At 66.5% G+C, this 12,966-nt stretch carries 9 protein-coding genes; 2 read left to right on the top strand and 7 right to left on the bottom strand.

The annotated features are described in order from the left end of the window. Positions 1–25 precede the first annotated feature (25 nt). On the top strand, positions 26–2,605 hold the full coding sequence (gene clpB, locus ASE00_RS12460; RefSeq protein ID WP_056380664.1) for an ATP-dependent chaperone ClpB: 2,580 nt from the start codon (positions 26–28) through the stop codon (positions 2,603–2,605). Positions 2,606–2,624: 19 nt separating this feature from the next. Here the strand turns inward: clpB and ASE00_RS12455 are convergent, their stop codons facing one another. The 5 genes from ASE00_RS12455 to ASE00_RS12435 all read right to left on the bottom strand — a co-directional run bounded on the left by ASE00_RS12455 (position 2,625) and on the right by ASE00_RS12435 (position 11,031). Next, complete coding sequence (locus ASE00_RS12455; RefSeq protein ID WP_235538651.1) at positions 2,625–4,043, bottom strand: putative 2OG-Fe(II) oxygenase; 1,419 nt, start codon at positions 4,041–4,043, stop codon at positions 2,625–2,627. 132 nt (positions 4,044–4,175) lie between these two features. Continuing rightward, positions 4,176–4,484: a hypothetical protein gene (locus tag ASE00_RS12450; protein WP_056380659.1), complete on the bottom strand. Its 309-nt coding sequence runs from the start codon at positions 4,482–4,484 to the stop codon at positions 4,176–4,178. A 110-nt stretch (positions 4,485–4,594) separates the two neighbouring features. Then, a complete protein-coding gene (locus ASE00_RS12445) occupies positions 4,595–5,752 on the bottom strand; it encodes an aspartyl/asparaginyl beta-hydroxylase domain-containing protein (protein WP_056380658.1) in 1,158 nt (385 codons plus the stop codon). Next, a complete protein-coding gene (locus ASE00_RS12440) occupies positions 5,752–7,785 on the bottom strand; it encodes a tetratricopeptide repeat-containing sulfotransferase family protein (RefSeq protein ID WP_056380656.1) in 2,034 nt (677 codons plus the stop codon). The genes ASE00_RS12445 and ASE00_RS12440 overlap by 1 nt, the downstream gene beginning before the upstream one ends. A 135-nt stretch (positions 7,786–7,920) precedes the next feature. Beyond that, complete coding sequence (locus ASE00_RS12435; protein ID WP_235538650.1) at positions 7,921–11,031, bottom strand: TonB-dependent receptor domain-containing protein; 3,111 nt, start codon at positions 11,029–11,031, stop codon at positions 7,921–7,923. Positions 11,032–11,297: 266 nt separating this feature from the next. Here ASE00_RS12435 and ASE00_RS12430 point away from each other — a divergent pair, with 266 nt between their 5' ends. Then, a complete protein-coding gene (locus ASE00_RS12430) occupies positions 11,298–11,825 on the top strand; it encodes a hypothetical protein (RefSeq protein WP_056380654.1) in 528 nt (175 codons plus the stop codon). Between the two features lie 37 nt (positions 11,826–11,862). On the opposite strand, the gene ASE00_RS12425 is transcribed toward ASE00_RS12430, so the two are convergent. Both ASE00_RS12425 and ASE00_RS12420 read right to left on the bottom strand, forming a co-directional pair. Next, positions 11,863–12,744, bottom strand: a complete 882-nt coding sequence (locus tag ASE00_RS12425; protein WP_056380652.1) for a M23 family metallopeptidase — start codon at positions 12,742–12,744, stop codon at positions 11,863–11,865. Further along, the gene (locus ASE00_RS12420; RefSeq protein WP_056380650.1) at positions 12,741–12,938 is read right to left on the bottom strand and encodes a DUF2093 domain-containing protein; all 198 of its coding nucleotides are present in this window, start codon (positions 12,936–12,938) and stop codon (positions 12,741–12,743) included. The genes ASE00_RS12425 and ASE00_RS12420 overlap by 4 nt, the downstream gene beginning before the upstream one ends. Positions 12,939–12,966 lie beyond the last annotated feature (28 nt).

Raw genomic sequence — 12,966 nt, 5'->3', positions numbered from 1 at the left:
CCGGGTGTAAGGACAGGGATCAGACATGAACCTCGAAAAATTCACCGACCGCGCCAAGGGCTTCCTCCAGTCGGCGCAGACCGTGGCGATCCGGATGAGCCATCAGCGGATCGCGCCCGAACATCTGCTCAAGGCGCTGCTCGAGGACGAGCAGGGCATGGCGTCCGGCCTGATCAAGGCGTCGGGCGGCGACGCCGGCGTGGCGCTGCGCGCGACCGACGCGGCGCTCGCCAAGATTCCGGCGGTTTCGGGCGGCGGCGCGCAGCAGACGCCGGGCCTCGACAACGACCTAGCCCGCATCCTCGATCAGGCCGAGCAGATCGCCCAGAAATCGGGCGACAGCTTCGTGACGGTCGAACGGATGCTGCTTGCGCTGGTACTCGCCGCCACCTCCGCCGCCGGCAAGGCGCTGGCCGAGGCGGGCGTGCGCGCCGAGGCGCTCAACGGCGCGATCAACGAGCTGCGCGGCGGCCGCACCGCCGACACGGCGGGGGCGGAAGACCGCTATGACGCGCTCAAGAAATTCGCCCGTGACCTGACCGCCGCGGCGCGCGACGGCAAGCTCGACCCGGTGATCGGCCGCGACGAGGAGATCCGCCGCACCATCCAGGTGCTGGCGCGGCGCACCAAGAACAACCCGGTGCTGATCGGCGAACCCGGCGTCGGCAAGACCGCGATCGCCGAGGGGCTGGCACTGCGCATCGCGCATGGCGACGTGCCCGATGGCCTGAAGGACCGCAAGGTGATGGCGCTCGACATGGGCAGCCTGATCGCCGGCGCGAAATATCGCGGCGAGTTCGAGGAGCGGCTGAAGGGCGTGCTCGATGAGGTGAAGGGCGCCGAGGGCGACATCATCCTGTTCATCGACGAGATGCACACGCTGATCGGCGCGGGCAAGTCCGAGGGCGCGATGGATGCCGGCAACCTGCTCAAGCCCGCGCTGGCGCGCGGCGAGCTGCACTGCATCGGCGCGACCACGCTCGACGAATATCGCAAATATGTCGAGAAGGACCCGGCGCTGCAGCGGCGCTTCCAGCCGGTGTTCGTCGGCGAGCCGACCGTCGAGGACACGATCTCGATCCTGCGCGGGCTGAAGGAGAAGTACGAGCTGCACCATGGCGTGCGGATCACCGACGGGGCGATCGTCTCGGCGGCGACGCTCTCGAACCGCTATATCACCGACCGTTTCCTGCCCGACAAGGCGATCGACCTGATGGACGAGGCCGCGTCGCGGCTGCGCATGGAGGTCGAATCCAAGCCCGAGGAGATCGAGAATCTCGACCGGCGGATCATCCAGCTCAAGATCGAGCGTGAGGCGCTGAAGAAGGAAACCGACGCGGCCTCCAAGGACCGGCTCGACGCGCTCGAAGCCGATCTGGTCGAGCTTGAGGAACAGTCGGCGGCGCTGACCGCGCGCTGGCAGGGCGAGAAGGACAAGATCAACGCCGAGGCCAAGCTGAAGGAACAGCTCGACGCGGCGCGGATGGAGCTGGATCAGGCGCAGCGGCGCGGCGATCTCGGCCGTGCGGGCGAGCTGAGTTATGGCGTCATCCCCAATCTGGAGAAGGAACTGTCCGACGCGCAGGGCGCGACGGCGGGTGCGATGCTGCGCGAAGAAGTCACGGCCGAGGATATCGCCGGGGTGGTCGGCCGCTGGACGGGGATCCCGGTCGAGCGGATGCTGGAGGGCGAGCGCGAGAAGCTGCTCGCGATGGAGGCAGAGATCGGCAAGCGGGTGATCGGCCAGACCGATGCCGTCGCGGCGGTCGCCCGCGCGGTGCGGCGTTCGCGCGCGGGTCTGCAGGATCCGAACCGGCCGCTGGGCAGCTTCCTGTTCCTGGGCCCGACCGGCGTCGGCAAGACCGAACTGACCAAGGCGCTCGCCGAGTTCCTGTTCGACGACTCATCGGCGATGGTGCGCATCGACATGTCGGAGTTCATGGAGAAGCACAGCGTCGCGCGGCTGATCGGCGCCCCTCCGGGCTATGTCGGCTATGAGGAAGGCGGCGTGCTGACCGAGGCGGTGCGGCGGCGGCCCTATCAGGTCGTGCTGTTCGACGAGGTCGAGAAGGCGCATGGCGACGTGTTCAACGTGCTGCTCCAGGTGCTCGACGACGGGCGGCTGACCGACGGACAGGGTCGCACGGTCGACTTCTCGAACACGCTGATCATCCTGACGTCGAACCTCGGCAGCCAATATCTGTCGAACCTTGCCGACGACCAGACGGTCGAGAGCGTCGAGGATCAGGTGATGGACGTGGTGCGCGCCCATTTCCGGCCCGAATTCCTCAACCGGCTCGATGAGATCATCCTGTTCCACCGTCTGGCGCAGCAGCATATGGGCCCGATCGTCGACATCCAGGTCGGCCGCGTCGGCAAGCTGCTCAAGGATCGCAAGATCAAGCTGGAGCTGACCGACGGTGCGCGCGCCTGGCTCGGCCGGGTCGGCTATGATCCGGTCTATGGCGCGAGGCCGCTGAAGCGCGCGGTGCAGAAATATCTGCAGGACCCGCTCGCCGATGCGATCCTGCGCGGCGAGGTGCCCGATGGATCGACGCTGAGGATCGACGAGGGCGACGGGAAGCTTGAGCTGCGAGCGCAATGAGCGCCCCCGGGGTTGGCCGCTAGCCCTCTTCGGCCAGCCCCGGCGCGACGTCGAACGCCACGGTGAGACGTTCGCCGCGGTCGAACGGTATCGTTCCGTGCCACATGGTCGAGGGAAACAGCACCAGCCGTCCGGGCTTCGGTTCGATCAGCCGTGTCGGTGGAAGCTCGAGACCCAGCGCCGGTTCGGGCACCCCGAGCGCCAGCCATCCGGCGGGCTGCGCACCGCGCTGTTCCAGCGACGGCAGCGCGGCGTAAAAGGCTGAGCTCAGCCATCCGGCCGGGTGGATATGGCTGCTGTGATGGCCCTGCGCGCCGAGCCGGACCGACCAGCTGCCGCTGAACCGGATCGCGCGGGGGCGGGGAGCGCCGAGCAGCGGATGCGCCGCATCATGGGGCGGCAGCTGCGCTATATGCGCCGTCACCGCCTCGACGATCGCCGCGCGCAACGCCCGTATCTGCGGTTCGGCGCGCGCGAACAGCACGCCGCGGGTTTGCGTGCCGCCCCGCACCGACTGATCGAGCTGCTCCTGCCGGTCGCCATGCAATCCGCGCAGGCAATCGGCCAGCGCATCGAGCGAGGGCAGCGCGCCGCCGATGTCGAGGATGCCCACCAGCCGCTCGTCGCCCTCCAGCCATTGCCAGCGCGGATCGCCGAGCAGGCGCCAGGCGAGCCCGGCATAGGGCCAGATCAGGTTGGCGTCGGGACGGCGGGTCCAGCGCTCGGCGAGCGCCGCCGCCTGCTCGATCCGCCCGCTGCGTAGCAGGTGGCGGACGCGGCGCACGGTGAAAGGCATATCGTCGATCTCGCCGATCGCGGCGAAGATCCGATCGGCGGTCGCGATGTCGCCCAGTTCGGCCGCCGCCGCCGCCTCGTTGGCGTCGAAGAAGAGTTGAGGCCCTGCGGCGGCGCGGCCTCGCCGGATCGCATCGAGCACGCGCTCATGCGCTTCGGCCTGGAGCAGCAACAGGATCAGCGCGTGCCACAGCCCCTGGTCGCGCGGCACGGCCAGCAAGGCGCGCTCCAGCGAGGCGGTGAAACCCGCGCGGTCTCCGGCCAGCCAGCGAAGGTGCGCCGCGAGATGATGGCCAGGCAGCCAGCCGGGATGTTGGACGAGCAGCGCGTCGAGCCCGGCAATCGCCCCGACGAGATCGCCGTCGGCATGGCGGGCATGGGCGATGCCGAGCAGGATGTCGCCATCGCTGGGTGCGAGGCGCCGGGCGCGATCGAACAGGGCGGTCGCAGGGCGGCCGAGGTCGAGCGCTGCGAGCGCTTGGCCATGCGCGATCCTGGCGTCGTTCGGGTTTAGGCGCGCCGCCCGTTCGAATGCGGCGACCGCCGCGACATTGTCGTCGAGCGCGCGATGAAGCAGCGCGGCCCATTGCCACAGCGCTGGATCGTTGCCGACGGCGCGGGCCGCGGCTGCAACCAGCGGCAACGCCGTCGCCTCGCGCCGGATCGGCCCGGCGGCGGCGGCCAGATCAAAGGCGGCGTCGGCGTCGCGCGGGTTGGCGGCGACCCGCGCCGCCAGAGCGTCGAACCGGTGATCACCGCAGGCGCAGCGCAGGGATCAGTTGCCCTGGGTCCAGCGGTTACGCTGTGACCGATCCACATTCATACGGTCCTGCCGACGCTGCTCGGCCCATTCGCTCTGCGTCATGCAGACCTTGTTCGAGCGCAGGCGCGATCCCAGCTGTTCCTGCTTGCGGCAGATGAGCTTGTTCGGCGAAGCGGCGGCGGCCGTCTCGCTGCCCGTGGCATTGGTGGTCGAGGCCGTCGGCGCTGGCGGTGTGTTGTCGGCGACCGGATCGGCGGCGAGCGTGGGCGCGGCCATCGCAGCGAGAGCGACCAGGAAAGCGAACTTCAGGGGTGCCGGCATGGAATCATCCTCTTGGGTCAAATGGTCATCTGTCGTCGGCCCGCCGGATTCGGCGGCTGATGCGGAAAGTTTCGATCAGTCCGGGCCGGCAAGCAAGTCCTTCTTATCGTTCAGCCTTCCATAGGCGCACCGCCATCGGCTCCGATCATCCCCGCTATGGCGCGGCGCTCGACGGCGCTCAGGTCGGGGTGCCACAGATCGAAGATCATCACGACGCGCAGATGATCGGTGGGGTTGCTTGCCTCATGCTCTATCGTGTCGTCGAAGATCAGCGCCTCGCCTTCGCGCCAGGGCCGGGTCTCGGCACCCACACGGAACCAGCAGCCTTCGGGAACGACCAGTGGCAGATGGCAGAGCAGCCGGCTGTTGTTGACGCCATTATGCGGCGGAATGGTGGTGTGGGGCGCAAGCAGCGAGAACATCGCGGTGGGCGAGGCCCCGGTGATCGCAGGCTGATCGATCCGGTCGAGCAACGCCATCGTGCGGGGGCACATATCGGCATTGGCGTCGATTCGCTTGCCGCCGCGCAGCAGATGGATCGCGGTCCAGTCCCGGTTGCGGTTGAGATTGGCCATCTGGCCGATCGGCTCATGGTCGGAATATTGGAGATAGGGGACCAGCTCGGCGCGTTCGGATCGCAGCAGCGCTTCCATCTCGGCGCGAATTTCGGCCGTCGCGGCCTCGAGTTCGGCGATCCATGGGAAGCGGTGGCGCGGATGATATTCGCGCTCCGACAGGCCCGGATAATGATAATATATCGGTTCCGAGCGATAGACTTTCGTCCTGCGCAATATGTTGGTCCGGAAGCGATCGAGCTTGGCCCGCTCGTCGGCATCCGCATCGCTTGCTTCGCGCCGGGCGGCTTCGGTCAGTGCTTCGGAACGTTCAGCGATCCACGCGTCCCGCACCTGTTCGCCCGCCGCGATCATCTGCGTCAGTACCGGCGGCAAGTCGCCTTCGGGCTTCTGCACCAGCGCATGGTCCCAGGCGCGGCCTGCCTCGGCATCGCCCATTCGCTCGAGCAGGCTGGCGCGCATCGCCAGCGCCATGAAATCGAGGGGGGCGAGGGTGAGCGCGCGATGGACCGCATCGAGCGAACGGCGCGGCTGGCCGAGCGCGCGGCGCAGGCCCGCCAGCCTCAGCCAGAGCGGGGCATCGGCGTCGCTGCCCTCGAGCGTGGCTTCAAGCAGCGCCGCGGCCCGCGCAACGTCGCCCTGACGCACCAGCGCGTCGGCTTCGGCAATGCGCGCGGGATCGGGCGCCGCCATCAGCCCGCGTCGGCCGGCCAGCCGGGGATGCGGCCATCGTCCAATGCATATCCGAAACGATCGACCCATGGCGCCAGCACCGGCAAGATCGGTTCGAGATGCTTGCGATAGCGCGTCCAGCGTCCTGACGAGCGCGAATAGATCGGCTCGGTCACCTGTGAATAGCTGGCGGTGCTGACGGCGCCCCGCGCCCGCGCGGCCTGCTGGTGATCGACGCCGTCGTCGGGCCATGCGAGGCCGAGCCAGGCGAACAGCGGCCGTAGCTCGCGCGCCGGATCGAGCACCAGCCTTTCATAGACGACCTCATGGACCGGCGCGTCGAACAGGGCGCGCGCCTTGCCCCAATGGCGGAAGGTGAGGTCATAGAGCGTCGCCGCGTCGCCAAGATCGAGGAAGTTCGCCATTGCGTTGTTGATGCGGAAATTGGTGATGGCGCAGCTCAGCAGCACGTCGGCGGGATGGCGCAACGCGAGGATGAAGCGGGCGTCGGGAAACAGCCGCCGGGCAATCGCGACCTTGTTGAGATGCATCGGATGCTTGTCGACCACCAGCCTGTCGCCGACCGGTCCGGCCAGCGCCTCGATCTTCGCAAAATAGCCATCACGTGCGGCGGCGATTGCCTCGGTGCCCGCACCTGGCAGCGCCTCGATCCCGCCCAGTTCATTCTCAGCCTCGACGAGGAAGGGCTCCTCCTCGAGCACGAGCACCGAAGGATCGGCCATCAGCATCGTGTCGAGCAGGGTCGTGCCCGAGCGCGGGAAGCCGACGATGAAGACCGGGGTGCGGCGGGGGTCGGCCCGTGGTGGTGAGCTCCAACTCGCGAGCCAGTCGGGCGACAGCAGGGCGTCGGCCTTCGTCATCGCATCGCGATAGTCGCGCGCTCTGTCGCGGGGACGCGACGGATCATTTTGCCAATGCTCGTTCATCGCGGTGAAGCTGGCGAAGGCCTCGTCATAGCGGCCGAGCCGGTCGAGCACGGTGCCGCGCAGATGGAACATCCTGCCCGCGACGATGACGTCGCCGGCCTTTTCGAGCGCATCATACGCTTCCTCGAACTGGCCAGCGCGCTTGAAGCGCAGGGCCTCGATGAACGACAGCGTCTGGGCGTCGGCCTGTTCGCCCTGGGCACGGAGGTAAAGCGGGTCGAGCTCGGCCTCGCGGTTGACCCGCTCATAGAGTGAGGCGAGGCCCACGAGCGACTGTGCGAGCCCTGGCTTGAGCGCCAGCGCTGCCTCGAAGCTCGCTTCGGCGACGTCATATTGGTTGCGTCGCGCGGCTTCCTGGCCGCGGTTCGAAATCAGTTCGGCATCGCCGGGTGCGCGCTCGACCGCGTCAGAGATCGCATCGAACGCCGCATCTTCCAGTCCGGCGGCGCTGTAGAGATTGTAAAGCGCCTGATGCGGTTTCGGATCATCGGGGAATTGGGTGGCGGCGCTGTGGAACACCGCTTCGGCCTCGTCGCCCAGCCCGGCCTCCATCAAGGTATTGCCGAGATTGAGCAGGATCGGCGCAGAATCGGGCGCGAGATCGCGCGCCTTGCGCAGCATGTCGAGCGCCTCTTCGCGGCGGCCGCTCGCGTTGAGCGCATTGCCGAGATTGTTGAGCGCCCCCCAGTCGTCGGGCGCACGATCCGCTATCAAGCGATAGCAGGTGGCGGCTGCGTCATAGTCGCCGGCCTCCTGGTGATAATGGCCGGCCAGCCGGGCGAGACGCAGACTGGGATCGGCGCGCATGCTGGCGTCGTCGCACAAGGCCAAAACCTCGGCGCCCTGCCCGATGCGATAAAGCGCGTCGGCGAGATTGGCGCGCACGGTTATGTCGGCGGGTTTCGCCTTATGCGCAACGCGAAGATAGGCCGCCGCCTGCTGGAAGGCGCCGCGATGAAAGTCGACCGCGCCGGCGAGCGCGGCGAGCATCGGGTCCTGCCTCTCCGTCCAGGCGGTCCCGGCGAGCGCCGCGGCTTCATCGAGGCGGCCGTTGCGCGCAAGAGCGGCGATCTGCCCCAATAGTTGCGGCGATGTGGGTTCGGACATGATGTGGTTATCGAGCCTCTTGTTTCGGGCAATCTATCGGAAGGTTCGGCCACGGCAAGACGATGCGCCGCGCTCAAAAAAAGACGGCGGCTTCCGGAGAAGCCGCCGTCGATGTTCAGGCAGATGCCAACCTGATTAGAAGTTGAGCGTGATGCCGGTGTAAAGGTAACGGCCGAGCACGTCATAGGTACCCGGATAGGTGTTGCCGTTACAGGCGACCGAGGCGCAGGCGCTGGCACCGAAGTTGCCACTGCCCGACGCGACCAGCGGCGGCTGCTTGTCCATGATGTTGTTGGCACCAATCCGCCAGGTGAACTTGTTGCCGATGTCCACCGTGAAGGCGAGATCGAAGTAGCTCTGCGCCTTGATCTTCGCGTCGAAGTCGTAGAACGGACCGGCGAGCGAAGTGCTCGGGTTCGCATATTCGACCTTGACCGACGACAGGTAACGCCAGTTCAGCGAGACGCCGATGCCGTTCTCCATCTGGTAGGTCGCACGCGCGGTGTGACGCCACTTCGGCAGCGGATTGCCGCAGGTCGGACCATAATAACCCTTACAATCGTAGAGGTCGGTCAGGCCGTTATCGACTTCGTAGCTGTCGAGCAGCGTGCCGAACAGGCGCAGCGACAGGCGGCCTGCGCCGATGTCATGTGCGTAGTTGGCATTGATCTCGTAGCCCTTGGTGCGGATGCCGCCGACGTTCAACGAAAGATCGTCGACGAAGCCGTCCGGGGTCAGCCAGAGCGAACCCGCCGGGTTACGGTGGATCAGCGCGCAGGCGTCGAGATTGTTGTCGTTGACGCATGAGGCCTGGATCGCATCCGCGCCGAAGCCCTGGATGAAGTCCGTCACCTTGATGTCGAAATAATCGACGCTGAGGCTGAAGTTCGGGATCACGCGCGGCTGCACGAGGACACCGAACGACTTCGTGGTCGACTTTTCCGGGTTCAGGGTCGGCGTACCGCCGATGAGACCGTTATACTGCTGCGCAGGGTTGGCGGTGACGGTCTGGCCGACACGCAGGCCCTGGGCAAGACAGCCGGTGTCCGCCGCGGTGATCTCGAAACCGGCGCAAAGATCGGTCACGCCGTCGAGCGCGATGATCTGCGGTGCGAACAGCTCCTGGATGTTCGGAACACGCGCCGCCTTCGCATAGGTCGCACGGAAGCTGACATCGCGGATCGGGGCGAAAATGCCTTCGACCTTCCAGGTGTCGGTCTTGAAGCCGCGGCCGTTCGAGGTCTTGTACTTCGAGTAACGATAGGCGCCGTCGACGCTCAGTTCGTAGATGAAGCCGTCCTTGACGATCGGCACGTTGACCTCGGTGAAGAGCTCCTTGACGTTGTAGGAGCCCGCGACCGACTTGGTCGGCGCGCCCTGGCCGGTCAGATCGCCGGTCGAGAAGGCGTTGTCCGCGTTCAGCTCGAGCGAGTCCTTGCGATATTCGGCACCGAGCGCGAGGCTGACACCGGTATCGGACCAGGGGGTCTTGAAGCCATATTCACCGAGCTCGCCGGTGAGCTGACCGCTCAGCACCTGCTGCGAGGTCTGACCCTTCAGGAAGCCGTCCGCGCTCAGATAATCGAGAGCGCCCTGGCTGATGTTGCCGCTGAAGATGTCATAGGGAACGCAGTTCGGATCGGCGCCGGTCAGCACCGAGCGGCAGACGGCAGTGCCGCCGGGGCCCATGACGGCGTCGAGGGCGTTGCCCAGACGACGGGTCGAGAACTCGTTCCGATAGACCTGCGAATAGTTCACGCGGCCATATTGATAATAGGCGTCATACGCCCAGCCCTTGCCCAGATCGCCGCGCGTACCGATCACGGTGCGGAATTGGGTGTGCTGGAGGTCGTTGATGCGCTTGCCGCCTTCGACGTTACGGCGAAGAAGCTGCAGGAACGCCTTGTTGTAGGTCGCGCCCGTGGTCGGATCGACATAGTTGATCGGGCCCGGAGCGGCGGTGCCGAAGATGCCCTGATACAGGCCGGTCGCCAGCGGGAAGGTGCCGAGGTTGCCGACGATCAGGTTGTTCTGGTTACAGATCAGGCCACGCTGCTGCGCCGACATCAGCGGGTTGTCGCAGTTGATGGTCAGCGTGTTGCCGAAGTCGCCCGACTCGGCGATCTGCGCAACGGTGCGGTCATCCATGAACATGAATTCCATGTAGGGATGAATGGCTTCGCTGATCTCGTAATCGGCGAAGACACCCGCGGTGTAGCGCTCGTCGGGGCGCTGGAAGTGGTTGGCCGGAGCGAAGTTGTAGCGATCGATGACACCCTTGTTCAGGACGCCGGGACCGAAGGTGCCGACCGTCGAAGACGAGGTGGTGTTGGTGTAGAAGATCGCGGTGCCGGTGCGGTTGGTCAGCGAGCCGCCGCATTGCAGCGGCGCATTCGGCGTGAAGCCGCCGGCGAGGCCGTCGTTCACCTGGATGGTGCAGGCGCTGTAATCGCGGCGATCCTGGGTGACCGGACGGGTCTTGCGATAGCCGACATAGGCGACCGCCTTGCCGCGGCCGTCGTCGAAGCTGGTGCCGAACGAGATCGTCGTGTCGAAATTGCCGCCGTCGACGACGTTGCCCTTCGGATAGCCGAAGCCCGCGAAACCCGCATTGGCGCGCGCGTCGAGCAGCGGCGGCGTGGTCTTGTTGCGGTTCTTGTGCTGGTTGACGCCATAGTTGGAGTCGATGCGGAAGCCTTCGAAATCGGTGTCGAGAACGAAGTTGACGACGCCGGCGACGGCGTCGGCACCGTAGGTCGCCGAGGCACCACCGGTCAGAACGTCGACGCGCTTGATCAGCGACGAAGGGATGAAGTTGAGATCGGCGGCCGAGCTGGTCGTGTTCGGATCGCCCGTCATCAGGCGGCGGCCGTTGATCAGCACCAGAGTGCGCGACGGGCCGAGGCCGCGAAGGTCGACCGTGGCGGTGCCGGTGGCGCCGTTGGCCGTGTTGGCGTTCTGCCCAGCGACGACCTGCGGCAGCGAGTTCAGCAGATCTTCGACGCGGGTATTGCCGCTCAGCTTGACTTCAGCCGAGCTGACCGCGGTGACCGGCGATGCCGAGGTCAGGTTGGGGTTGGCGATGCGGCTGCCGGTGACGACGATGACCGAGGAGTCATCGGCTTCGGCAGCGGCTTCGGGGGCCGCCTGAGCGAAGGCTGGCGCGGCCAGCGCCATGCTCAGCGCGAGCGATGCTGCGCTGCAGCCCAGCCCGAAGCGGCTGGTCTTTTTAGTTTCAGTGGTCACTTTCCAGTCCCTTTTCTGGAGTGAGCGGGGAGAAATTTCCCCCCTGGCTCAACCTTTACGGGACAGTGCAGGCGCTGGCACGCCGACCTCCGCCCCATTCAGGCATGCTCGCAGATGTGCAAGAAATCCGATCAGCCTGTAAAGCAGAGGTTAATGCGTAGGACATCTTGCGCCGCCGATGTCGCCTTTTTGCAACAGTCGCGAAATCTCGTTGCTTATATGCGACGAAAGATGGTTATATTGTTTCAAGCTCAGGAGGATAGCCCATGGCCAATGTGCCCGTGACTACAATATTCTTGGCCGCAGCCCTATTGTTCACCCCGGCGGCGTCCGCCGAGCGCAAGGCCAATCGTCCCGAGCTGTTTACCAAGCTGATCGACTGCCGCGCCATTACGGAAAACACCCAGCGCCTCGCCTGTTATGACGCGGCGACCCGGGCGCTCGACGAAGCCGAGAAGACCAAGGACCTCGTCGTCGTCGACCGTAAGGAGATTAGGGAAACGAAACGATCGCTCTTTGGTTTCGCGCTGCCGAAAATCGGTTTGTTCAGCGGCGACAGGGATGACGACAAGGACGAGATCAAGGAGGTCGCCAGCACCGTCGAATCCGTGCGGCAGGCTGGGGGCAACTGGTCGATCCGGCTCGCCAATGACGGCGGAACCTGGGAGGCGATCTCGGGCCTCAGCTATCCGCCGCGGGTCGGCGACAAGGTGAAGATCTCGAAGGCGTCGATGGGCAGCTATCTCGGCCAGGTAGGCGTGAGCCGCGGCGTGCGCTTTCGCCGGGTGATGTGAAAAGATCCTCCCTATCGCCGCGCGATAGGGAGGATTTTTACGGCATCGCGCCCGCCAGCGGCGCCGGGTCGATCCGCGCGTCGCGCCACTTGATCGCCCAATGGAGGTGCGGTCCGGTCGCCCGGCCGGTCATGCCGATCGTGCCCAGCGTCTGGCCCTGCGTCACCGCCTGTCCCACGGCGACATCGATCCGCGACAGATGGAGGAAGGCGGAGTTCAGCCCCATCCCGTGGTCGATCATCAGCAGATTGCCCTCCAGGCTGAAGGGCGCGGCGGCGGCGAGGATGACGACGCCGTCGGCGGGGGCGACGATCGGGGTCCCCGCGGGGCGGGCGACATCGACCCCCGAATGGTAGGCGCCGGGCTCACCGGCATAGATGCGTTGCGATCCGAACACGCCGCTGATCCGCCCCGTCACCGGCCAGACGAAGCGCTGCCGCCACCCTTCGCTTCCCGTGCTGATCGCGCGGGCGGCGGCGATCTGGTCGGTTTCGATCTTGCGGCGGGCGAGAAACTCGGGGGTCGGGGTGGTTCCGCGCGGCAGGGTCGGCAGGGATTCGATTTGCCAGCGGCGGGGCTGCACCGTCAGCGTCCGGCGCAGCAAGGTGCCGTCGGCGAGCCGCGCTTCGATCAGGGCATTGGGACCACTGTCGCGGTCGAAAGCGATCAGGAAACGGCCATCGGGGGCATGGCCGATCGGCTGCCCATCGAGCAGCAGCGTCGCGGTGCCGCGGGGAGCGACGCCCATGGCGAGACCTCCTTGCTCGATCGATCCGGATAGCTGGAAATCGGCATTGTCGACGATGCGCGCGGCGACCGGCGGCGGCACCGGAGGTGCGGGCGGCACGATCGTTGGCGCGCAGCCCGCGAGCGTCAGCGTGGCGAGCGCGGCGATCGGGCCGCGCCGGGCTGCCCTCAAGCCTTCTGCTCCGCTTTGGTCGCCTCGACCGCGCTCACATAGGCCTCCTGCCGGGCCACGCTCCAGTAGCGCAGGTCGTCGAGCGCGATAGACTGGCCCGACACCGCGCAGACGACATGATCGCCCGGCACCAGTACGCGGAAACCGTTGGCGAGATAGTTGAGCTTGGCGGGGCGGCCGGCGTTCATCAGCATGTCTGGCTCCTTACCGCCGATATGGGCA

It is taken from the genome of Sphingomonas sp. Root710, from assembly GCF_001429065.1.
Taxonomy (GTDB): domain Bacteria; phylum Pseudomonadota; class Alphaproteobacteria; order Sphingomonadales; family Sphingomonadaceae; genus Rhizorhabdus.
The sequence above is the reverse complement of the archived record's forward strand: the minus strand, read 5'-3'. Positions and strand labels throughout refer to the sequence as shown.

Coding starts and splice junctions, on each gene's coding strand:
- clpB (WP_056380664.1), top strand. CDS start 26: ATGAACCTCGAAAAATTCACCGACCGCGCCAAGGGCTTCCTCCAGTCG.
- ASE00_RS12450 (WP_056380659.1), bottom strand. CDS start 4,484: ATGCCGGCACCCCTGAAGTTCGCTTTCCTGGTCGCTCTCGCTGCGATG.
- ASE00_RS12445 (WP_056380658.1), bottom strand. CDS start 5,752: ATGGCGGCGCCCGATCCCGCGCGCATTGCCGAAGCCGACGCGCTGGTG.
- ASE00_RS12440 (WP_056380656.1), bottom strand. CDS start 7,785: ATGTCCGAACCCACATCGCCGCAACTATTGGGGCAGATCGCCGCTCTT.
- ASE00_RS12430 (WP_056380654.1), top strand. CDS start 11,298: ATGGCCAATGTGCCCGTGACTACAATATTCTTGGCCGCAGCCCTATTG.
- ASE00_RS12420 (WP_056380650.1), bottom strand. CDS start 12,938: ATGCTGATGAACGCCGGCCGCCCCGCCAAGCTCAACTATCTCGCCAAC.